This window comes from Streptomyces pyxinicus (assembly GCF_024753135.1).
In the GTDB taxonomy this organism is placed as follows: domain Bacteria; phylum Actinomycetota; class Actinomycetes; order Streptomycetales; family Streptomycetaceae; genus Streptomyces; species Streptomyces pyxinicus.
Map to the genome: position 1 here is coordinate 20,040 of NZ_JANUGP010000016.1, position 21,178 is coordinate 41,217.

The 21,178-nt window shown below is 72.6% G+C and carries 21 protein-coding genes; 12 read left to right on the forward strand and 9 right to left on the reverse strand.

Features of this window, described 5'->3' with window-relative positions; genetic code table 11:
* Positions 1-216 precede the first annotated feature (216 nt).
* The 3 genes from NX794_RS20775 to NX794_RS20785 form a co-directional block, all read right to left on the reverse strand.
* Entirely contained in the window at positions 217-825 is a 609-nt protein-coding gene (locus NX794_RS20775) for a hypothetical protein (protein WP_258780116.1), read from the reverse strand.
* Positions 826-1,306: 481 nt separating this feature from the next.
* Complete coding sequence (locus tag NX794_RS20780) at positions 1,307-2,194, reverse strand: C1 family peptidase (protein ID WP_258780117.1); 888 nt, start codon at positions 2,192-2,194, stop codon at positions 1,307-1,309.
* Between the two features lie 100 nt (positions 2,195-2,294).
* Complete coding sequence (locus tag NX794_RS20785) at positions 2,295-2,900, reverse strand: helix-turn-helix domain-containing protein (protein WP_258780118.1); 606 nt, start codon at positions 2,898-2,900, stop codon at positions 2,295-2,297.
* Positions 2,901-3,085: 185 nt separating this feature from the next.
* Here NX794_RS20785 and NX794_RS20790 point away from each other — a divergent pair, with 185 nt between their 5' ends.
* Positions 3,086-4,213: a glycoside hydrolase family 113 protein gene (locus NX794_RS20790; protein WP_258780119.1), complete on the forward strand. Its 1,128-nt coding sequence runs from the start codon at positions 3,086-3,088 to the stop codon at positions 4,211-4,213.
* Positions 4,214-4,700: 487 nt separating this feature from the next.
* The gene (locus NX794_RS20795) at positions 4,701-5,441 is read left to right on the forward strand and encodes a dienelactone hydrolase family protein (protein ID WP_258780254.1); all 741 of its coding nucleotides are present in this window, start codon (positions 4,701-4,703) and stop codon (positions 5,439-5,441) included.
* Between the two features lie 454 nt (positions 5,442-5,895).
* On the opposite strand, the gene NX794_RS20800 is transcribed toward NX794_RS20795, so the two are convergent.
* Complete coding sequence (locus NX794_RS20800) at positions 5,896-7,551, reverse strand: IclR family transcriptional regulator domain-containing protein (RefSeq protein ID WP_258780120.1); 1,656 nt, start codon at positions 7,549-7,551, stop codon at positions 5,896-5,898.
* A 143-nt stretch (positions 7,552-7,694) separates the two neighbouring features.
* Between NX794_RS20800 and NX794_RS20805 the strand changes: the two genes are divergently transcribed.
* The 8 genes from NX794_RS20805 to NX794_RS20840 are packed head-to-tail and all read left to right on the forward strand — an operon-like array spanning position 7,695 to position 15,501.
* Positions 7,695-8,465, forward strand: a complete 771-nt coding sequence (locus NX794_RS20805) for a CoA transferase subunit A (protein ID WP_258780121.1) — start codon at positions 7,695-7,697, stop codon at positions 8,463-8,465.
* Positions 8,465-9,112, forward strand: coding sequence for a CoA transferase subunit B (locus NX794_RS20810; protein WP_258780122.1), 648 nt, complete (start codon positions 8,465-8,467; stop codon positions 9,110-9,112). Before NX794_RS20805 ends, NX794_RS20810 begins: the two co-directional genes overlap by 1 nt.
* Positions 9,109-10,323 carry a thiolase family protein gene (locus NX794_RS20815; RefSeq protein WP_258780123.1) on the forward strand — a complete coding sequence of 405 codons (1,215 nt, stop codon included), beginning with the start codon at positions 9,109-9,111 and terminating at the stop codon, positions 10,321-10,323. The genes NX794_RS20810 and NX794_RS20815 overlap by 4 nt, the downstream gene beginning before the upstream one ends.
* 23 nt (positions 10,324-10,346) lie before the next feature.
* The gene (gene pcaH, locus NX794_RS20820; RefSeq protein ID WP_258780255.1) at positions 10,347-11,117 is read left to right on the forward strand and encodes a protocatechuate 3,4-dioxygenase subunit beta; all 771 of its coding nucleotides are present in this window, start codon (positions 10,347-10,349) and stop codon (positions 11,115-11,117) included.
* Positions 11,117-11,710: a protocatechuate 3,4-dioxygenase subunit alpha gene (gene pcaG / locus NX794_RS20825; RefSeq protein WP_258780124.1), complete on the forward strand. Its 594-nt coding sequence runs from the start codon at positions 11,117-11,119 to the stop codon at positions 11,708-11,710. The genes pcaH and pcaG overlap by 1 nt, the downstream gene beginning before the upstream one ends.
* Positions 11,697-13,151, forward strand: coding sequence for a 3-carboxy-cis,cis-muconate cycloisomerase (pcaB, locus tag NX794_RS20830; RefSeq protein ID WP_258780125.1), 1,455 nt, complete (start codon positions 11,697-11,699; stop codon positions 13,149-13,151). The genes pcaG and pcaB overlap by 14 nt, the downstream gene beginning before the upstream one ends.
* Complete coding sequence (gene pcaDC / locus NX794_RS20835; protein ID WP_258780126.1) at positions 13,148-14,326, forward strand: bifunctional 3-oxoadipate enol-lactonase/4-carboxymuconolactone decarboxylase PcaDC; 1,179 nt, start codon at positions 13,148-13,150, stop codon at positions 14,324-14,326. Before pcaB ends, pcaDC begins: the two co-directional genes overlap by 4 nt.
* Before the next feature lie 2 nt (positions 14,327-14,328).
* Positions 14,329-15,501 (forward strand): 4-hydroxybenzoate 3-monooxygenase, encoded by a 1,173-nt coding sequence (locus NX794_RS20840; RefSeq protein WP_258780127.1) that lies wholly within the window; start codon positions 14,329-14,331, stop codon positions 15,499-15,501.
* Between the two features lie 21 nt (positions 15,502-15,522).
* Here NX794_RS20840 and NX794_RS20845 read toward each other — a convergent pair whose 3' ends face one another.
* Together NX794_RS20845 and NX794_RS20850 are read right to left on the reverse strand one after the other, a co-directional pair.
* A complete protein-coding gene (locus NX794_RS20845; protein ID WP_258780128.1) occupies positions 15,523-16,428 on the reverse strand; it encodes an NADP-dependent oxidoreductase in 906 nt (301 codons plus the stop codon).
* Positions 16,429-16,469: 41 nt separating this feature from the next.
* Positions 16,470-17,540 (reverse strand): alkene reductase, encoded by a 1,071-nt coding sequence (locus NX794_RS20850; RefSeq protein ID WP_258780130.1) that lies wholly within the window; start codon positions 17,538-17,540, stop codon positions 16,470-16,472.
* A 253-nt stretch (positions 17,541-17,793) separates the two neighbouring features.
* On the opposite strand from NX794_RS20850, the gene NX794_RS20855 reads away from it, so the two are divergent.
* Positions 17,794-18,312, forward strand: coding sequence for a MarR family winged helix-turn-helix transcriptional regulator (locus NX794_RS20855; RefSeq protein WP_258780131.1), 519 nt, complete (start codon positions 17,794-17,796; stop codon positions 18,310-18,312).
* 189 nt (positions 18,313-18,501) lie between these two features.
* Positions 18,502-19,083: a universal stress protein gene (locus NX794_RS20860; protein WP_258780132.1), complete on the forward strand. Its 582-nt coding sequence runs from the start codon at positions 18,502-18,504 to the stop codon at positions 19,081-19,083.
* Positions 19,084-19,184: 101 nt separating this feature from the next.
* Here the strand turns inward: NX794_RS20860 and NX794_RS20865 are convergent, their stop codons facing one another.
* The 3 genes from NX794_RS20865 to NX794_RS20875 all read right to left on the reverse strand — a co-directional run bounded on the left by NX794_RS20865 (position 19,185) and on the right by NX794_RS20875 (position 21,178).
* Positions 19,185-19,625: a VOC family protein gene (locus tag NX794_RS20865; RefSeq protein WP_258780133.1), complete on the reverse strand. Its 441-nt coding sequence runs from the start codon at positions 19,623-19,625 to the stop codon at positions 19,185-19,187.
* A 50-nt stretch (positions 19,626-19,675) separates the two neighbouring features.
* Positions 19,676-20,359 carry a response regulator gene (locus tag NX794_RS20870; RefSeq protein WP_258780135.1) on the reverse strand — a complete coding sequence of 228 codons (684 nt, stop codon included), beginning with the start codon at positions 20,357-20,359 and terminating at the stop codon, positions 19,676-19,678.
* Between the two features lie 111 nt (positions 20,360-20,470).
* The gene (locus NX794_RS20875; RefSeq protein ID WP_258780136.1) at positions 20,471-21,178 is read right to left on the reverse strand and encodes a potassium-transporting ATPase subunit C; all 708 of its coding nucleotides are present in this window, start codon (positions 21,176-21,178) and stop codon (positions 20,471-20,473) included.

Consider the following 21,178-nt stretch of genomic DNA (forward strand, 5'->3'; position numbering starts at 1 on the left):
TGCTGGCGAGCATCGACGCCTTGTCGGCAACGTGGTCGAGCGATGCTTTGCACGGCTCAAGCAGGCCCGCGCGATCGCGACGAGGTTCCACAAGCAGCGAGGCGTGCCGTCGTCCGGCGTGGGGCCCGGAGCGAGGCATGCCGCCTTTGGCCGTTCGTCACCGGGCTTGGCGGCAAGCGGCCGGCGGGAGCATCAGCCACGGGCAGGTGCATGGCGTCAGTGGAGGTAGGGGCTCCAGCGGCCGAAGCGTGCCAGCAGGTTCCGGGCGGCGTCCTCGCTGAGTCCGAGAGCGGCGGCGGCCTGCGCGGGGGTGGCCTCCTTCCGGGCATCCCGGGCGGCCCAGTAGCCGACCTGCACGGCGCTCACCTCCAACTGGCGGGCCGCCCGCACGGCAGCCAGGGGGGAGGTCTTCGTCAGCTTCTCGATCTCATTCTCCAACTGGTCCAGCAGTCCGGTGACCGACTGCGGCAGCGCGACGGCGGAGGTGTCCACCTCGGCGGCGTGCGTGTCCCAGTCCTGCATGCAGGTGTCCGCAACCCCCGCGCCCGCGATGGCCAATTCCTCCTCACCGATCTCCTCCCAGGCCAGCGGGTGCTTGACGCCGGCCCAGCCACACGAGCACACCGCGCGCAACGCGGCCGCCCTCGGCCCGTACCCGTCACGGCCGTCGTAGACGCTCCACTCGGTCACCCTCTCGCCGCCCGCGCCGGAGCCGGCGTCGAAGAAGACGGCGCCCGGAACGGTGCCATCGGCCAGCAGTACCCCGACAGCACCCGCATGCGAGGTGCCGAACTCCTGCGTCGTCCATGTCGCCCGCTCGGCCATAGCAGCCCCTGCCCTCTCATCTCATGGACGCTTCGTGGTCAGCGCCTTGAGCAACGATGTCGCGCCTCAGGGCGGTCTTCCACCGAAATCACCCAAGCGGTGAAAACCAGTCAGGAGGACTTGACGCTGGTCCGAAGTGTGCCCCTCGCCGTCCACCCCGCCGCGGCGAACCGGCACCATCACCATCAGGTGCGGCCCTTCCGCGGCGGGGCCCGTTGAAGCCTCGCTGCGCACCGTCGTGCCGCCGGGGTCGGCGTCGGCCCGTGTGCGGGGTGGCAGCGAAGCACGGCCGGACGGCGGCGCCGTCGGCGCGGTCGGCCTCCGGTCCTTGCCGGCCCGGGCTGGGCGAGAGGCCAGGGCCGACGTGCGGGCGGGCAGGCCGGCCACCAGGGCTCAGCGGTGTGGCGGGGAAGAACTGATGCCGACCGTCCGGGCGGCAGCGGGCCATTTCCTTCGCCGCCGGTGGCCGCCTGCGAAGGTGTCAGGAGTTGAGCGCCCCGACCGCGTGGGCCTCCATGACGTCACCGGTGTCGAAGAACTTCCACGGCACCGTGAAGAAGCCGCCGGCACCCCACCTGGTGCCCCAGCTGTTCTCGATCTTCACGCCCTGGCTGTTGTAACCGACGATGGTCACCTCGTGGCCACCGATGACCTTGTCGCTGGACGAATTGCCCGGCAGGTAGCTGTAGTTCGAGGCGTTCTGGGAGTTGAGGCTCCGGAAGCTCTGATGGGCCTGGAAGCCGATCACCACGGGCTCGCCCTGGGAGAGGGCGTTCTGGATGGCTGTGCGTGCCGAACTGCCCTTGGTGGGCAGTTTGTCGTAGCCCGACAGCGTGTAATGGGCGGCGTTCGCGCGTTCGTCGGAGTCCGGCTGGGTGGTGTAGTCGAAGTCGCCCTGCCAGTAGTCCTCCTTGGTGTCGATGCCCTGCTTCTGCTCCATGGGCAGTGCGACACTCGCGAGAGTGCCCTGGTCGTTCCCTCTGGCGATCTGCGCGTAGACGTACATCGGCGCCATCGGGGCGCCGCTGATGCCCTGCTCGTTCATGAGGATGCCGTACGCGGAGTAGCCGGTGGCCCACGCGACGCAGGAGCCGACCTGGCCCTGGTCGCCCGGGGTGAGGGCGTACCGGGTGAGGTCCGCGCTCGCCGGGGCGGTGCTGCCCAGGCGCAGGGTCACCGGCTTCGCACCGTGACGTTCCACCCGAGTGAGGGTGTGCTTGCCGTGCAGGGCCTTCAGGTTGAGTCCGAAGCCGTGGCCGTCGTGCTGGGTGTGGGGGGCGACGGTCTTCTCGGCAGCCGTCGCCGTGGCGGCGGTCATGCACGACAGTGCGAGGGCTGCGGTGACACCGACGGCTATGTGCGAACGCATGGTTCGCCTCCTTGAGGGGAAGTGGGGGTACACCCGGCCACCTGCTCGGGGTGGGGCGCAGACAGATGTTTCAATGAGTCAGCTGTGAGCCTCAAGTGATCTAAGGTGCGCAGTTTTTAACAGTTAGCTTTCGAAGTGTTAAGGCCCCAGGTCGAAGTGGTGACCGGGGGCTCCGCAGCCCCGTCGTGGCAGATGTGCCAGGGAGTTCCTTGCCGGTCATCTGATCGTTGGGCTGGTGCGTCCGTGCGCCCGAGTGAGCCGTTCGGCAGGGCCCCGTCAACCAGCATGGCGAAACCGACCGCCGCCCGGAGGCCAGGGAAGGGGTCCGGATTCTGTTCAGTTCGCGCTCAACACGGCGGAGACGGTCTTCAACAGGGTCGCGGGAACGGCCTGTCCGCCCTCGGCGCACCGTCACAGGGCCTGCGTGTAGGCGTGCGCGGCGGCTCTCCTGTTCACGACCCGGGGAGCCGGCCGTCGGCGGTGCCCTCGGCCAGGGTGACTTCGGGAGCAGGTCGGCACCGGTGCCGCTCTCGGCCATGCGCTGCACCACGATGGTGGAATCGAGTCTGGTCGGCCCGGCGCCGCCGGGCAGGCGCTCCACCAGTACCGGGCCGAGCGACCGCTCCAGTGCCTGGATGCCGTTTGTGACCGCGGGTGGCGTCATCCGGAGCAGACCGGGCGCCCGCGTGGCACTGCCCTCGTCCACGGCGCCGGCGGTGCCGGTACGTCACGCGACGGTCAGCGGGTCGCACACCGCCTGATCGATGAAGAGGGCAGTGATGTGCGGCCGGTGGTGGCCGCGAGCGGGCGGCGGACGGCTGCGACTTTCGGCGCGGGGCCGTAGACCGATGGCGGATCGCACCGACCGGCCGGCCACGGCACGGTGGGCTCATGGAGTACACCGAGCAGAGCAAGGGCATCAGCCGGGCGCGGTTCCTGGCGGGGGCGGCGGCCGTGGGTGTGGCCGCGGTGACAGTGCCGGCCGTGGGCGCGGCGGCGGCGTCACGGGGGCTGTCCCGGCGGGGGGTCGTCTACACCGTCGGGGCGGGAGAAACGCCGGAAACGGCCTGGAGCACCGCGCGGATGCGCGCCGATCTCCGTGTCATCCGGCACGACCTGCACGCCGACACCGTGGACGTGACCGGCGACGGGGTCGAACGTCTCACCGCGACGGCCGCTGAGGCCGCTGAACTGGGCCTGCACGTCTGGTTGCAGCCGACCTTGGGCGACGTGCCGCAGCGCGACATCCTGGAGCACCTCGCCGAGTGTGGCCGGTTCGCGCGGAGGCTGCGGCGGCAGGGGGCGAGCGTCGAACTCAGCGTCGGCTGCGAGTTCTGGCTGTTCGTTCCGGGAATCGTGCCAGGCGCCACGGCGCGGGAACGCATCGCCAACCTGCTCTCCGGCACCGTGGACCCGGTAGGCATGCAGCGTCGCCTGACTCGCTTCATCGCCCAGGCCGCCGCCGTCGGCCGGTCGGTCTTCGACGGCCGGCTGAGCTACGCCGCCGCGCAGGACGACGAGGTCGACTGGTCGCTGTTCGACGTGGTCGGCATCGACTACTACGGCTACCACCCAGACCGGGCCGGCTACCTCGCCGACCTCGCCCGCTACCGGCGCTTCGGCAAGCCCGTGGCCATCACCGAGTTCGGCACCTGCGCGTACGTGGGAGCGCCGGAATCGGCCGGCATGGGCTGGGACGTGGTCGACTACGAGAAGGAGCCGCCCGAGATCAAGGGTGGTCTGGTCCGCAGTGAGCGTACGCAGGCGGCCTATGTGGCCGAACTGGTCGACGTCTTCGCGTCGATGAGCCTGTACGCGGCGATGGCCTTCGAGTTCGTCACCCCGGACGCGCCCCACCGTCCCGGCGACCCGCGCCACGACCTGGACATGGCGAGCTACGCCCTGGTGAAGCCGCTGCAGGACCGCGGGGGCTGGCACTGGGAGCCGAAGGAAGCCTTCCACGCACTGGCCGAGCGGTACGCCCGGCTCGACTGCGGCCAGGTCGGCCCGCACCGGTGACGGTCCTACCCTGCGGGGCGGGGAACGCGATGATGGTAGCCGGGGCAGCGATGCGGGGTCTCTTGCGCGGGTGCGAGGGGATGGCGGGCAGCGCCCGGGAAACAGGACAGCCGGCAAACCGTCCCTCGTCGGCCCCGCCCGCGTCCCGAGCGGCCACGCCGCCGGCGGAGGCGTGATCACAGGGCGGGGCCACGGTGACGGTGCGGACAGCACCGGTGCGGCCCGTCGCCCTGCGCGGTGCGCCACGCAGGATGTCGTGGGGCACCCCGAGCGGCGCCGCACCGTGTCTCCGGAGCATGCGCCCAGCCTCCGCGAAAACCCTTTGGCGGAACACGGCGACCGCTGCTAGGTTTCCCGAGGCCGTGCGAGAGATCGAGGAGGTGGTACCCGTGAACGATTCGACAAGGGTGCTCTCCTCGGGGGTCACGGTCGGGCGCTAGGTCGTCGCCCGGGAGCGCCAGTCTGTGGACTCCCGAAAGGCATGACCATGCACTTCGTCTCACAACAGCGCCTCGATGACGGTGTCTTCGAGCGCGCGTTCGCCTTCGGTGACATACCCGGCATCCTGTGGACGCCGGATTCCGCATCCGTGTCCGCGCCGGTCCCGCTGATCCTGCTGGGGCACCCCGCGCTCGGGCTGCGCAGGATGTACCCGCGGCTGGCGGCCCGGGCACGGCGCGCCGCGGCGGACGGCTTCGCCACCGCCACCATCGAGCTTCCCGGGACCGGCGAACGGCCTCGTTGGCCCGCCGCCGAACAGGCCCGTGCCGACCTGCGCCGGGCCGTGCGGGCAGGCGAGCCCCTCTGCGACGAGGTCGTCGACGCCCGCGTCCTCCCGCTCGTGGACAGGGCGGTCCCGGAATGGCAGACCGCTCTGGACGCTCTTCTGTCGCTGCCCGAGATCGGCGGCCCGGTCGGATACTCGGGAGGCGTGATCTCCATCGGTATCCGGCTGGCGGTCGTCGAGCCGCGGATCTCGGCCGCCGGTCTCTTCGCCGGGAGTCTGGTTCCTCGCGCCATGTTCCAGGAGGCCCGCCTGGTCACCATTCCGCTGCATGTCCTGCTGCAGTGGGACGACGAGGGGAACGACCGACAGGCGGCCCTGGACCTGTTCGACGCCTTCGGTTCCCCGGAGAAGTCCTTGTCCGCCAACATGGGCGGGCACACCGGCGTCCCTCGGTTCGCGGCGGACGACGCGGCTCGATTCTTCACCCGGCATCTGAAGTGAGCCAGGTTACCGGACCGGCCGCAGACGGTGGCTGACAGCGGCCGGCATGCCCTTCGACCGGGCAGGACCCGGCCTTCCGCGGCTCTCTGCTCCGTGGGCCCCTGCCGAACTCCGGGCAGGGGCCCACGGAGCCGGAAGGCAGCGTGATGTGCTGCGGCCCCGGTCCGCCCGCCCGCAACGCCAGGGCCACGGCGCGCGGCGTCCTCGCCTTACCGGGGCAGTACGCCGAACCGCCGGCCTCGCGGGCGAGTGCCGAGGCGGCGTGTGAGCGGCGTGTGAGTGCTTGCCCGGCCACCTCTTCGGCCGGGGCCCGCCGTGCCACAGGCCCCCGACTCCTCGGCCGGGCACGGCCGTTGAGGGGAGTGACGCTGTCCGTGGCGGGCCTGCCCGACTGGGCCGCGTAGGGAGCGCGGTCGCCGCGCAAAAGGCGTTCGCGAGGGTGTCTGGTTCCGTTTCAGGTCGGCGGGATGTGGGTGAAGCGCTCCGCCGTGTGCAGGTCGCTCTCGATCCGCTGTGCGGTGTCCCGCATCAGGGGCAGGACGTGTTCGGCGCATTCGTCGACGGTACGGCTGCTGCTGTGCATGGCGACGTTGAGTGCCGCCACGGCGGTGCCCGCGCGGTTGCGGACGGGTACGGCGAGGGAGCGCAGGCCGGCTTCGAGTTCCTCGTCGACCAGGGCATGGCCGTCCCGGGCCGCCCGTGCGAGGGCGTCCTCGATGGCGGCGCGGGCGGTGAGGGTCCGTGGGGTCAGGGCGGTCGTCGTGGTGCGGTCGAGGCGGGCGTCGCGTTCGGCGGGGGGAAGGTCCGCGAGCAGCACGCGTCCCAGCGAGGTGGCGTAGGCGGGCAGGCGGGTGCCCACGGTGATGTTGACGTTCATGATGCGGCGCGTCGCCGCGCGGGCGATGTACTGGACCGTGGTGTCGTCGAGGAGGGCGAGGGAGGTGGACTCGCCGACCCGTGCGGACAGTTCGGCCAGGTGGGGTGTGGCGAGGCCGGCGAGGGTGGTGCCGGCCAGCAGGGGGTAGCCCAGGTCGAGGACGCGCGGGGTGAGGCGGTGGTCGCGGCCCTCGACGGCCACGTAGCCGAGGTGGTGCAGGGTGATCAGCGCGCGCCGGACGGTGGCCCGGGACAGGCCCGTGCGCTGGGCGAGTTCGCTGAGGGTCAGGGACGGGTGGCCGTCGAAGCCGGTGATGACGGTCAGGCCGCGGGCCAGGGACTCGATGAATCCGGGGCCCATGTCCAGCTTGGACGTGGTCGTCCAGGTGGCCGGCGGCTCTGTGGTGGGTGGCGGCGTGTGGGACGCGGCCGTGTCGAGTCGGCCCGCCATGTCGGTGGCGGCGGCGCGCAGCCGGGGCAGCAGGTGGTCCCGCAGGTCGGCGGCGGTGTGGCGGCTGGTGTGGCTGACGACGCTGAGCGCGCATGCCGTCCGGGTGCGGGGCAGCGGGACGAGTACGGCCAGGGCGACCAGGCCGGGCTCGATCAGCTGGTCGTCCAGGGCGTAGCCGTCGGCCCGCGCCTGTGCGGCGCGGGCCCGGAAGGTGCCCTCGTCGGGGCCCGGCCGCCGTGGCAGGAAGGGGAAGGTGTCCCCGTACGGGTCGTCCGTCCGGCGTGTGTGCCATGCCTCCCATTGGCCGGTGGGCCAGGCGGCGGCGAACAGGGGGCCGGGCGCGGTGCGTTCGGCGGGCAGCCGGTCGCCGATGCGGAAGCTCAGGGACATGGCGCGGCGCCGGGTGGCCTGGTGGACGAAGCGGATGGCGTCGCCGTCGGGGACCGCGAGGGAGACCGACTCGTCGAGTGCGTCGGCCAGCCGGTCGGCCTGTTCCCGCAGCAGGGCGGGCAGGCCGAGGGAGGCCAGGTAGGCGTTGCCGAGTTCCATGAGGCGGGGCGCGAGGGTGACCTGGCGGCCTGCCACGCGTACGTAGCCCGTCGCCGCGAGCGTGCCGGCGATCCGGTCGACGGTGGAGCGGGCGAGTCCGGTGGCGTGCTGGAGGCCGCTGAGGCTGAGTGAGCCGTCCGCGTTGTTCAGCGCGCGCAGGACGGCGAGGCCGCGGATGAGGGGGGTGACGGCCTCCGCCGGCGGCTCGGCCGGGGCGGTAGGGAGCGGTGGCATCTGTTCTCCAGCTGTGGTGCGGCCGCGTGAACGCACCGTTTCAAGGCCATTGACAGTTCCGCAAGCCGCTGGGCAAACTCACGGACAGCATAGCGAAAAAAAGTTCACCAGGCGAACAGCAGCCGGAAGCAGGGAAGTGTTCCATGGACAAAGTGGTCACCTCGGCCGCGCTCGCCGTGGCCGACGTGCCCGACGGCGCGTCGATCGCGGTGGGCGGCTTCGGTCTCAGCGGCGTGCCGAACGTGCTGATCGCGGCCCTCCACGAGCGCGGCGTCACCGGGCTCGGCGTGGTCTCCAACAACTGCGGCGCGATGGACTCCGGCCTGGCCGTGCTGCTCACCGCGGGCCGTATCGCCCGGGTCACCGGCTCCTACATCGGCGCCAACAAGGAGTTCGCCCGGCAGTACCTCGGGGGTGACCTCGAAGTCGAACTCATCCCGCAGGGCACCCTGGCCGAGCGGCTGCGGGCGGGCGGCGCGGGCATCCCCGCGTTCTACACACCGGCGGGCGTCGGCACCCAGGTCGCCGACGGCGGACTGCCCTGGCGCTACGACGGCACGGGCGGCGTGGCGCTGGCCTCCCCGCGCAAGGAGGTGCGCGCGTTCGACGGCACGGACTACGTCCTGGAGCGCGGTATCCGCACCGACTTCGCCCTCGTCCGGGCGGCCAGGGGTGACCGGCACGGCAACCTCGTCTTCCGCAAGTCCGCCCGCAACTTCAACCCGCTGGCCGCCATGGCCGGCCGGATCACCGTCGCCGAGGTCGAGGAACTGGTCGAACCGGGTGCGATCGACCCCGACGAGGTCCACCTTCCCGGCGTGTTCGTGCAGCGGGTCGTCGCCCTGACCCCCGAGCAGACCGCCGCCAAGCGGATCGAGAAACGCACCGTGAGCGAGCGCGAGGAGCGGCACTGATGGCCTGGAGCAGGCAGGAGATGGCAGCCAGGGCCGCCGCGGAGCTGCGCGACGGCGAGTACGTCAACCTGGGCATCGGGCTGCCCACCCTCATCCCCAACCACCTGCCGGCGGGCGTCCACGTCGTCCTGGAGTCGGAGAACGGCATCCTGGGCACCGGCGCCTACCCCGATCCCGAGGATGTGGACCCCGACCTGATCAACGCGGGCAAGGAGACCGTCACCGTCCTGCCCGGCGCCTCGTTCTTCGACTCCGCCCTCTCCTTCGCGATGATCCGCGGCGGGCACATCGACACCGCCGTCCTGGGGGCGATGCAGGTATCCGCCCGGGGCGACCTGGCCAACTGGGCCGTGCCCGGCACGCTGGTCACCGGCATCGGCGGCGCCATGGACCTGGTGCACGGCGCGCGGCGGGTGCTCGTCACCATGACCCACACCGCCAAGGACGGCAGCCCGAAGATCGTCCCCGCGTGCACGCTGCCCCTGACGGGCAGGGCGTGCGTGCACCGGATCATCACCGACCTGGCCGTGCTCGACGTCACCGACGACGGCCTGCTCCTCGTGGAGACCGCCCCCGGTGTCGGCACCGACGAGGTACTGGCCCGTACCGCGGCCCCTGTCCGTATCACCGAGCGGAGCACCGTATGAACTCCCGCACGCGTGACGTCTACGTCGTCGACGCCGTCCGCACCCCCTTCGGCAGGTACAACGGCGCGCTGGCCTCGGTACGCCCCGACGACCTGGCCGCGCACACCGTCCGCGCCCTGCTGGAGCGCACCCCGGACCTCGACCCGGCGGCCGTGGGTGACGTGGTGTTCGGCAACGCCAACGGCGCGGGCGAGGAGAACCGCAACGTCGGACGCATGGCGGCCCTGCTGGCCGGCCTGCCGGTGTCCGTGCCCGGCGTCACCGTCAACCGGCTGTGCGCCTCGGGGCTGGAGGCCGTGGTGCAGGCGGCCCGCGCGATCGCCGTCGGCGACCACTCCCTCGTGATCGCCGGCGGCGTCGAGTCGATGACCCGCGCCCCCTACGTCCTGCCCAAGAGCGACCGCCCCTTCCCCGCCGGGCACGGGCAGCTGTACTCGACCACCCTCGGCTGGCGCATGGTCAACCCCGCGATGGACCCGCAGTGGACGGTCCCGCTCGGCGAGAGCGCCGAACTCATCGCCGACAAGCACGCCATCAGCCGGGAGCAGCAGGACGCCTTCGCCCTGGACTCCCACCGCAAGGCCACCGCCGCCCGGGACGCGGGTCTCTTCGACGCCGAGATCGTGCCCGTGCCCGTCGCGGGCCGCAAGGGCGGTTCCGTTCCGGTCGGCCGGGACGAGAGCATCCGGGAGGACACCTCCCGCCAGGCGCTGGCCGCGCTCGCTCCGGCCTTCCGCCCGGACGACGGCACCGTCACCGCCGGCAACTCCTCGCCGCTCAACGACGGCGCGGCGGCCCTGCTCCTCGCCGACGAGGACGGCCTGCGCGCCACCGGACGCGAACCACTGGCCCGGATAACGGCCAACGGCGTCTCCGCCATCGAGCCGCACTACTTCGGGCTCGCCCCCGTCCAGGCCGTCCACCGCGCCCTGGAACGGGCCGGCCGCGGCTTCGCCGACCTCACCACGCTGGAACTCAACGAGGCGTTCGCCGCCCAGGTCCTCGGCTGCCTCGCCGAGTGGCCCGGCCTCGACCCCGCGGTGCTCAATCCGCGCGGCGGCGCGATCGCCCTCGGCCATCCGCTCGGCGCCTCCGGTGCCCGCCTGGCCGGCACCGTCGCCCACCAGCTCAGGGCCGCCGGCTCCGGCACCGGCGTGGCGGCCCTGTGCATCGGCGTCGGCCAGGGCCTGGCCCTCGTACTCGAAAGGTAGGCCCCATGACCGTCCCAGGCTCCATGACCACCCCGCTCACCCAGGCGACGATCAGCACCGAGATCACCGGCAGCCGCGAACACTACGCCCGGCACCTCGCCGACGGCGGCTCCGCGCGCACCCACCCCGACCGGGCCTACCCGCCCTACCGCAGCAGCCTGCTCCGCCACCCGAAACAGCCCCTCGTGGCCGTACGGGACCCCGAGATGGTCGAACTCAGCGGCCCCGCCTTCGGTGTCACCGACATCACCGACCTCGACCACGACCTGACCCGGCAGCACCAGGGCGAACCGCTCGGCGAACGGATCACCGTCACCGGCCGGGTCCTGGACCGCGACGGCCGTCCGGTGCGCGGACAGCTCGTGGAGATCTGGCAGGCCAACGCCTCCGGCCGCTACGCCCACCAGCGCGACCAGCACCCCGCCCCGCTCGACCCCAACTTCACCGGCGTGGGCCGCTGCCTGACCGACGACCAGGGCGGCTACCGGTTCGTGACCGTCAAGCCCGGGGCCTATCCCTGGCGCAACCACGACAACGCCTGGCGGCCCGCGCACATCCACTTCTCCCTGTTCGGCACCGCCTTCACCCAGCGCCTGGTCACCCAGATGTACTTCCCCGGCGACCCGCTCTTCCCCTACGACCCGATACTCCAGTCCGTCACCGACGACCGCGCCCGCGAACGCCTGGTCGCCGCCTACGACCACGAGCGTTCCGTGCCGGAGTGGTCGCTCGGCTACCACTGGGACATCGTCCTGGACGGTCCGGCCGCCACCTGGACGGAAGAGGGACACTGATGACCCCGACGACCACGCCCGCACCCCAACCGCCCACGCCCTCGCAGACGGTGGGCCCGTTCTACGGCTACGCGCTGCCCTTCACCGGCGGCGGGGACATCGCGCCGCCCGGCCACCCGGACACCCTCACCCTGCACGGCCGCGTCCTCGACGGCGCGGGGCAGCCCGTCCCCGACGCGATCGTCGAAGCCTGGCAGCCCGCCCCGGACGGCTCGCGCACCGGCGCCCCCGGCTCCCTGCGCCGCGACCCGGTCACCGGCGCGGTCATCGGCCGCGACACCGTCACCTTCACCGGCTTCGGACGCGTCCCCACCGACGCCGACGGCCACTACACGCTGCGCACCCTGCCGCCCGGCGGGGTGGCCTACATCTCGCTGGCCGTGTTCGCCCGCGGACTCCTGCACCACCTCCACACCCGCGCCTACCTGCACGACGCGGGCCCTCTCGGCGACGACGCCCTCCTGGCCGGCCTGTCCCCCGTCCGCCGCGCGACCCTGATCACCACGTCGGACGGCCCGCGGGTCCACCGCTTCGACATCCGTCTGCAGGGCGGCGACGAGCACGAGGAGACGGTCTTCCTTGACTTCGGCTGACTTCCCGCACCACGCCGACACCGGGCTGCTCTCCCCCGTGCAGGCGGGGACCGCCGTCGAGGCTCTCACCAGCGACGCGGCCTGCGTCCGCGCCCTGCTGGCGGCCGAAGCGGCCCTCGCCCGCGCCCAGGTGTCCCTCGGCCTGGCCCCCGCGGGCGTGGCGGAGGCGATCAGCCGGGCGGCCACCGCGCCCGGCCGGTTCGACCCCTACGACCTGGCGGTGCGTGCCCGCGCCGGCGCCAACCCGGTCATCGCCCTGGTGCACGACCTGACCGCGGCGGTGGCCGAGGCCGATCCCGGGGCCGCCGCCTACGTGCACCGCGGGGCGACCAGCCAGGACATCCTCGACACCGCCATGATGACGATCTCCGCGCAGGCCGTGGACCACCTGCTCACCGACCTGGCGCGGGTGGCCGGGGGCCTGGGCCGGCTCGCCCGCGCCCACCGGGACACCACGATGGCAGGCCGTACCCTGACCCAGCACGCCGTACCGACGACCTTCGGGCTCAAGGCGGCCGGCTGGCGCTCCCTCGTCCTCGACGCCCACGACCGGCTGACGGCCGTACGGTCCGCGCTGCCCGCCCAACTCGGCGGCGCGGCAGGGACGCTGGCGGCCTTCCACGCCTACGCGGAGGCGGAGGACGGTGACGAGCCCCGGGCCGACGGCCCGTTCGGGGAGGACGTCGGGCTGCGGTTGTGCGCCGCGTTCGCCCGCGAGACCGGTCTCGCCGAGCCTGCGCTGCCCTGGCACGTCCTGCGCACCCCGGTCGCCGAACTCGGCGGCGCCCTCGCCCTGGCCTCCGGCGCGCTCGGCAAGATCGCGGCCGACGTGCTCGTCCTCTCCCGTACGGAGATCGGCGAGGTCACCGAGGGCACCGGCGGGACCTCCTCCGCCATGCCGCACAAGGCCAATCCGGCGCGTGCCACCCTGATCGCGGGCGCCGCGCGCCGGGTACCCGCCCTCACCGGCGTGCTCTACGCCTGCCTCGTCGCCGAGGACGAACGCCCCTCCGGCGCCTGGCACGCCGAATGGCCGACCCTGCGCGACGCCCTGCGCACCGTCGGCGGCATGGCGGCCACCGCGGCGGACCTCGTCGCGGGCCTGCGCGTGCACCCCGACCGGATGCGCGGCAACCTCGGCGCCACCCACGGACAGCTCACCGCCGAACGCCTGGTGGCCGCCCTCGCACCGCTGGCCGGCCGCGCCGAGGCCCGCGCGGCCGTCACCCGCGCCGGTGACCAGGCCACGCGGGAAGCCGTCGGCCTGCCCGACTCGCTCAGCGCCGACCCGGCCGTCACGCGTCTCCTGACGTCAGCACAACTCCACGCCCTCGCGGACCCGTCCGCCTATCACGGCTCCGCCGCCGCGCTCGTCGACCGGGCCCTGCGGCGACCGGACCCCGCCCCCGAGGGCGAGCAGCCCGCACAAGGAGCACCATGACCATCCGCCCCGACACCGGCCCGCACCACCGGGTGGACGGCCCGCCGTCGTACCCGCCCCTCCTCCTCGGCCCCTCCCTCGGCACCCCGCTGTCCGTCTGGGACCAGCAGGTCCCGCTGCTGGCCCGTACCCACCGGATCGTCCGCTGGGACCTGCCCGGACACGGCGGCACCCACCCGGACGTCCTGCCCCCCGGCGGCGGCGTCGCCGACCTCGGGCAGCAGGTCCTGGCCCTCGCCGACACCCTCGGCATCGACCGCTTCGCGTACGCGGGCATCTCCCTGGGCGGCGCCGTCGGCATCTGGCTCGCGGCCCACCACCCCGACCGTGTCTCCTCCTTGACCGTCGTCTGCTCGTCCGCGCGGTTCGGGGAGCCGGACGGATGGCACGACAGGGCCCGCGACGTGCGCACCCACGGCACGGACTCCCTCGCCCACGCGTCCGCCGCACGCTGGTTCACCCCCGCCTTCGTCTCGGCTCCGGCGGCGAGCAGCCTCGTCGAGGCCCTGCGGACGGCGACCGATCCCGAGGCGTACGCCCGCCTGTGCGAAGCCCTCGCCGGCTACGACGCCCGCCCCTACCTGCACCGCGTCACCGCCCCCACTCTCATCGTGGCCGGACGCGACGACCCCGCCACGCCCGTCGCCCACGCCCGGGAACTCGCCGACACCATCCCCGGCGCCGGGCTGGTGGAGATCCCCGGCGCGGCCCATCTCGCGGGCGTCGAGCAGCCCCGGCCCGTCGCGCGGGCACTCGCCGCCCACCTCGCGGCCGACACCGACGACGCCGGCCGGCACACCGCCGGACTCGCGGTACGCCGTACGGTCCTCGGCGACGCCCACGTGGACCGCGCCCTCGCCCGCACCACCCCGCTGACGGCCGCCTTCCAGGACTTCATCACCCGGTACGCCTGGGGCGAGATCTGGACCCGGCCCGGCCTGGACCACCGCACCCGCCGCTGTCTCACCCTCACCGCGCTCGTCGCCCAGGGCCACCACGCCGAGTTGGAGATGCATCTGCGCGCCGCCCTGACCAGCGGCGACCTCACCCCCGGGGACATCGAGGAGGTTCTGCTCCAGACCGCCGTGTACTGCGGCGTCCCCAGCGCCAACGCCGCCTTCGCCATCGCCGACCGCGTCCTGGCCGAAACCGCCGGCTCCGCACCCGAGGAGTGACCATGCACACCACCGTCGCCGTCATCGGGGGCGGCCCCGCCGGGCTTCTCCTCTCCCGCCTCCTGCACCGGGCCGGCGTCGACTGCGTCCTCCTGGAGCGCCGGAGCAGGGCCTACGTCGAACAGCGCCAGCGCGCCGGCATCCTGGAGCAGTCCACCGTCGACGCCCTGCGCGAGGCGGACGCGGCCGAACGCCTGGACCGCGAGGGCCTCGTCCACGAGGGCATCGAACTGCGCTGGAACGGCCGCGCCCACCGCATCGACCTGCCCTCCCTCACCGACGGCCGCCGCGTGCGGGTGTACGCCCAGACCGAGGTCGTCAAGGACCTCGTCGCCCTGCAACTGGCCGACGGCGCGGCCCCGCACTTCGAGGCCGAGGTCCGGGGGATCGAGGGCGCGGACGGCACGCGGCCCTCGGTCCACTACACCCACCAGGGCCAGGAGAAGACGCTGACCTGCGACTACGTCGTCGGGTGCGACGGGTACCACGGCGTCGCCCGAACCGCCGTCCCGCGGAGCGCGCAGCGTACCTTCGAGCGCGTCTACCCCTATTCCTGGCTCGGTGTGACGGCCGACGTACCGCCGTCCTGCGACGAACTCGTCTACGCCCACTCCCCGCACGGCTTCGCCCTGCACAGCATGCGCTCGCGCGAGGTGAGCAGGCTGTACCTCCAGGTGCCCAACGGCACCGACCCGGCCGACTGGCCCGACGACCGCGTCTGGGACGAACTCGACACGCGCTTCGCCCTGGACGGCTGGAAACTCGCCCGCGGCCCCATCACCGCCAAGTCCGTGCTGCCGATGCGCAGTTCCGTGACCGAGCCGCTGCGTCACGGCCGGCTCTTCCTGGCCGGCGACGCGGCGCACATCGTGCCGCCCACCGGCGCCAAGGGTCTCAACCTGGCCGCCTCCGACGTGACCGTCCTCGCCCGCGCCCTCATCCGGCGCCTGCGCACCGGCAACACCGACCTCCTGGACGCCTACTCCGACACCTGTCTGCGCCGGGTCTGGCGGGCCGAGCACTTCTCGTCCTTCATGACGACCGCCCTCCACACCGATCCCGACCAGGGGGAGTTCGGCACCAGGCTCCAGATCTCACAGCTGGACCGCATCGCCGACTCCCCGCACGCGAGCACCGAACTCGCCCTGAACTACGCGGGGTTGTCGATACCCTGACGGCCGGTACGGCCCGGGGTGTCAGGGCAGCAGGACGGCCTTGCCCCGGTTGCGGCGTGCCTCCAGGTCGGCGTGCGCGGCAGCCGCCTGGTCGAGCGGGTAGGTCCGCCAGACGGGCAGGGTGAGCCTCCCCGCGGCGGCCAACTCGACCAGCTGCGGCAGGGCTTGCTCCGCCTGGTCGGCGCCGCCCGCGCTGAAGCGGACGCCGTACTGTGCGGCGGACATGTCGGCGATCGTGATGACGTTCGCACTGTCGCCGGTGAGGGCCACGGATTCGGCGAGGACGCCGGCACCGGAGGCGTCGAGGACGAAGTCGACGCCCCGCGGCGCCACGGTCCTCACCCGCTCCACCCAGCCCGAGCCATAGCGGACGGCGGTGGCGCCGAGCGTGGTGATCCGCTCGATGTCGTGTTCGCCCACCGTGGCGACGACGGTGATGCCGCGCGCGACGGCCAGTTGCGTCGCGATGACGCCCACGCTGCCGCCGGCGCCGTGGACGAGCAGGGTCTGCCCCCGGCGCACCCCCAACTGGGCGAGGACACGGAACGCGGTCCGGCCGACGGTGACCAGCGACGCGGCGACCTCCCAGGACAGTGCCGCGGGCTTGGCCACCGGCGCGTCGATCAGGGCGTACTCGCTGTAGCTGCCGCCCGCGGTGGCGCCGAGGACCTCGTCGCCCACGGCCGCGCCGGCTCCCTCGCCGGCCGCGTCGACGACACCGGCCGCGTCCAGTCCGGGGACCACGGGGAAGCGCGCCGGGGCGGCGCCGGCCATCAGGCCGGAGCGGATCTTCATGTCGAGCGGGTTCACGGAGGCGGCCCGCACCCGTATCCGGACCTGGCCCGGCCCGGGTTCAGGCGCGGTGACCTCGGACAGCCGCAGCACCTCGGGGGCGCCGTACTCGGAGAAGGTGATCGCTTTGGACATCGGAAACTCCCAGAATCAAGGCCCGCCTGTCGGGCCGTCGCTCAAACGGTGAGGGTGGGGTAGTCGGTGTAGCCGCGGTGGTCGCCGCCGTAGAAGGTGGACTGGTCCGGGGTGTTGAACGGACCACCGCCGGCGAGCCGTCGGGGCAGGTCGGGGTTGGCGAGGAACAGCGCTCCGTAGGCCACCAGGTCCGCGCTGCCGTCCTCGATCAGCTTGAGCGCGTCGGGGCCGGTGATGTCGGGGTGGGTGAACGGGTTGAGGACGAAGGTGCCGGGCCATGCCTTGCGCAGCCGGGCGGTCAGCTCGGCATCGGGGCCCTCCATCAGGTGGAGATAGGCGAGGTCGAGACCGGCGAGCCGGTTCAGCAGCGCCTCGTAGATCTCGCCCGGGTTGTTCTCGGTGATGTCGTTGAAGGGGTTGCCGGGCGAGATCCGCAGACCGACGCGGCGGCCGCCGATCGCCTCCGTCACGGCTGTGACGACCTCGGCGGCGAACCGGATCCGGCCCTCGACGGAGCCGCCCCAGGCATCGGTACGGTGGTTGGTGTTGTCCGCGAGGAACTGATGGAGCAGGTAGCCGTTGGCGCCGTGGATCTCCACGCCGTCGAAACCGGCCTCGACGGCGTTGCGCCCCGCGGTCGCGAAGTCGGCGATGGTCTGCCGGATCTCCGCCTCGCCGAGTTCCTTCGGCGTGACGAATTCCCGCGGGCCCTGGTGGGTGTACACCCGGCCCTGGGCGGCGACCGGCGAGGGCCCCACCGGTACCAGGCCCTCGGGCAGCAGGCTGGGGTGACCGATGCGTCCGGTGTGCATGAGCTGGGCGAAGATCACGCCGCCGGCGCGGTGCACGGCGTCGGTCACCGTCCGCCACGCCCGCACCTGACCGGGCGTGTGCAGGCCGGGGGTGTCGGGGTAGCCCTGGCCGACGGGTGAGGGCTGGATGCCCTCGGTGACGATCAGCCCGGCTGCGGCCCGCTGCGCGTAATACGTCGCCATCAGCTCGGTCGGCTCCGCGCCGGGGCCGTAGGCGCGGCTGCGGGTCATCGGCGCCATCACGACGCGGTTCGCGAGGCGCACGCCGCCCAGCTCGATCGGGTCGAAAGCAGTGGTCATGGGTCGTTCCCTCGGTAGGAGTCGCGGTCTGCGGCGGGAGGTGTCGAGATGCCGTCCGCCGCCGATTTTCCTGTCCGAACAAGTAAAACACTTGTCTGGACAGTGAACAACTCCTATTCGGCTTCGAAAGTCAGGAGCGATGCCGTAGTCACCTCTCTGAACTGCGCATATATTCCAGCGGACGAGCTAAGTGACCCTGGCGATCTCGTGGGAAGGTAGAGTCACCCTGTTCAAACAGGAGAGTGAGGAAGAGATGGCCGATTCCCCATCTGAAGTCGGGCAGGTCGCCGCCGTGCCGGTCCCCGGCGCCGCCGGCGGTGGGCCGATCAGTCACGCCATCTTCCGGCTGGCCCGGCTGCACCGCATGTTCGCGGGACAGCTTCTGCGCCGGATCGGTCTGCACCCGGGCCAGGAGCTGGTCATGATGCACCTCTGGGAACTCGGCCCCCAGCGTCAGATCGACCTGGTGCGCCTGATGGACTCCGATGCCGCCACCATGACGCGCACCGTCCGACGCCTCGAACAGGCCGGCTTCGTGCGCCGCCGCCCCTCCCCCACCGACAAGCGTGCCTCGCTCATCGAGCCGACCGCGGCCAGCCACGCCCTGCGCCGGGAGGTCGAGCGGGTCTGGAGCCGGCTTGAGGACATCTCGACCACGGGCCTCACGGACGACGAGTGCGCCGACGCGCTCGCCACCTTGGAGCGCCTGGAGGAGAACCTCGTACAAGCCGCAGCCCGGCCCACGGAGCCGGACATCCGGTCACGACACTGACGAAGCTCCGGACGACCTTGACGGGATGCCGACAGCGCTGGCGGGTCGGTGCCGGGAGGGCCGTCAGAAGGACGCCAAGAACTGGTGCACGGACTGTCGAGTCCCGTGGAACGAGGGTGAGATGGAGGTGTTTCCGCGAAGGTTCGCCGACCGGCAGCCCTCGGTCGGCACGTGCAGAAGGTGAAGGCGATGTCCGAGTCCCCCATGGCCGCAACCGATCGTGTCGTCGTGGGAGTGAGCGGTTCGCCGGGGAGCCTCGCTGCCCTGGGCCGGGCTGCCGACGAGGCCCGGCTGCGCGGTGCGGAGCTGTGGCCGGTGGTCGCGTGGGAGGCGCCGGAGGGGGACCTCGCCGCCCGCAGGTTCCCGGCCACCAGCGCCCTGCTCCCGGAGTGGGAGCGCCTCGCGCGGGAGCGGCTGGAGGGAGCGCTGCGTGACGTGTTCGGCGACGCCGGCGCCGGGCTGCCCGGACAAGCGCTCGTCGTCCGGGGTGCCCCCGGACCGGCGCTCGTGCGGATCGCCGGCCGGGGCGGCGACCTCCTCGTCATCGGCGCCGGCGGGCGGGGCCGGCTGCACCGCGCGCTGTGGCCGTCGGTCAGCCGCTACTGCCTCGCCCGCGCCGCCTGCCCCGTCCTCGCGGTTCCGCCATCCCCACTGCATGCGGCCCTGACGGCCGTACACCGTCGGAACGTCCTGCGGCTCCGCCTCGACACCCGTGATCTGGAGCGGGAGTTCGAGGCCGTTCCGCCCGACGCCGAAGGCCGCCGGGGATAGCCGCGGCGGGCTGTCGGGCCGGCCGCGCCCCGGCTGTCGGCCCTGGAGGCGTTCTCGCGGGCATCCTCATCCGGACCCGAGGATGACCGCAGGGCCAGGACCTAACCGATGCGTTCGGCCAGGGCGACGATGATGCCCGAGGGGCCGCGGAGGTTGCAGAGGCGGTAGATGTCCTCGTACTGCGCCACCTCGCCGAGGAGTTCGGCACCATGGCGGCGCAGGCGGGTGATCGTGTCGTCGATGTCGTCGACGGCGAACATGACACGGTGCAGGCCCAGAGTGTGGGGAGGCGGGTCGAGCGGTCCGGCGGTGACCGCCGCGGGGGTGTGGAACTTCGTCAGCTCCAGCTTGCCGTGGCCGTCCGGGGTGCGCATCATCGCGATGGCGCTGCGGACCCCGTCGAGACCGAGCATCTGATCCGGGCAGGCTCCCTCGATCTGCGCCTCACCTTCCAGCTCCATGCCCAGCTCGGTGAAGAAGGCGACGGCGGCCTCCAGGTCGTCGACGACGATGCCTACGTTGTCCAGCCGCTGAACTGTCACGGGGTGCTCCTTCTTCGTCGCGCAGTCCGTACTGGCATCTGGTACCCATGTCATCCCTCGTAGCGATAGCCCATGCCGGGCTCGGTGACCAGATAGCGGGGGTGCGAGGGGTCGGTTTCGAGTTTGCGGCGGAGTTGGGCCATGTAGACCCGCAGGTAGTTGGTCTTGTTGCTCTGCGTGACTCCCCACACCTCCTGGAGCAGTTGCCGCTGGGTGATCAGCCGGCCGGGGTTGGTCACCAGGATCTCCAGCAGCTGCCACTCGGTGGGTGTCAGCCGGACGTCCCTGCCGTCGCGGGCGACCTTCTTGGCGAGCAGGTCGATGGTGAAGTCCTCGGTCCTGACCAGGGCCGGTTCCCGGACGAGCGGGGTGTCCTCGGTGCGGCGGACGGCGGCCCGCAGCCGGGCCAGCAGTTCGTCCATGCTGAACGGCTTGGTCACGTAGTCGTCGGCGCCCGCGTCGAGGGCCGCGACCTTCTCGTCGGAGGACCGGCGGGCGGACAGGACCAGGATCGGGACGCGGCTCCAGCCGCGCAGGGCCTTGATGACGTCGGTGCCGTCCATGTCGGGCAGGCCGAGGTCGAGCAGGACCACGTCGGGCCGGCGGGCGGCGGCGAGCCGAAGCGCGGTGGCCCCGTCGGGGGCGGCGTCCGCGCCGTAGTGCCGTGCCCGCAGGTTGATGACGAGGGCCCGTACCAGCTGCGGGTCGTCCTCCACCACGAGCACCCGGGTCATGGGAGTGTGCCTCTCCTGTCGTACGTCGGGCCGCCGACCGCACGGCGGCGGGAGCCGGCGGTCCGGGATGTCTCCCGGGCCGTCGGCTCCCGTGTGGGTCGCACAGGGCCGTCACCGCTTCGCCGCGAGGTCCTTGAGCGCGATGTTGAGTTCCAGGACGTTCACCCGGGGCTCGCCGAGGAAGCCCAGGGTGCGGCTCCGGGTGTGGTCCTTGACCAGTGCCTCCACCGCGGCGACGGACAGGCCGTTCCTCGCGGCCACCCGGTGGACCTGGAGTCCGGCGTAGGCCGGGGAGATCGCCGGGTCCAGGCCGGAGCCGGAGGAGGTGACGGCGTCGGCGGGGACCTCCGCGGGCTTGACCGGGTGGCCGGGCACCGAGTTGTCCTTGACGACGGCGGCCTTGGCGGCGCGCACCTGGGCGCAGAGCGTGCCGTCCTCGGGCTCGGCCGGGCAGGTGCCGTGCACGGCGCCGCTGTCGGCGGAGAGGTTCGTCGCCCCGGAGAGGATCAGCTGGTACCGGGTGTTGAGGCTGTTGCTGCCGAGCCCGTTGGCCGGCCGGCCCTGGAACCACCTGAGGTCGGGGTCGGGGGTCTCCTGGCCCTTCTTCAGCGGCAGGTTGTACTGCTGCCCGATCAGGGAGGAGCCGACGACCTTGCCGTCCGCCGTGATCTCGGAGCCGTTCGCCTTGTCGTGGAACAGAGCCTGGGCGACGCCGGTGACGGCCAGCGGGTAGATGACGCCCGTCACCAGGGTCAGGACGAGGAGGGCCCGCAGGGCCGCGCCGAGCAACCGGGCGGTGTTCGTTACGGAGTTGTTCAT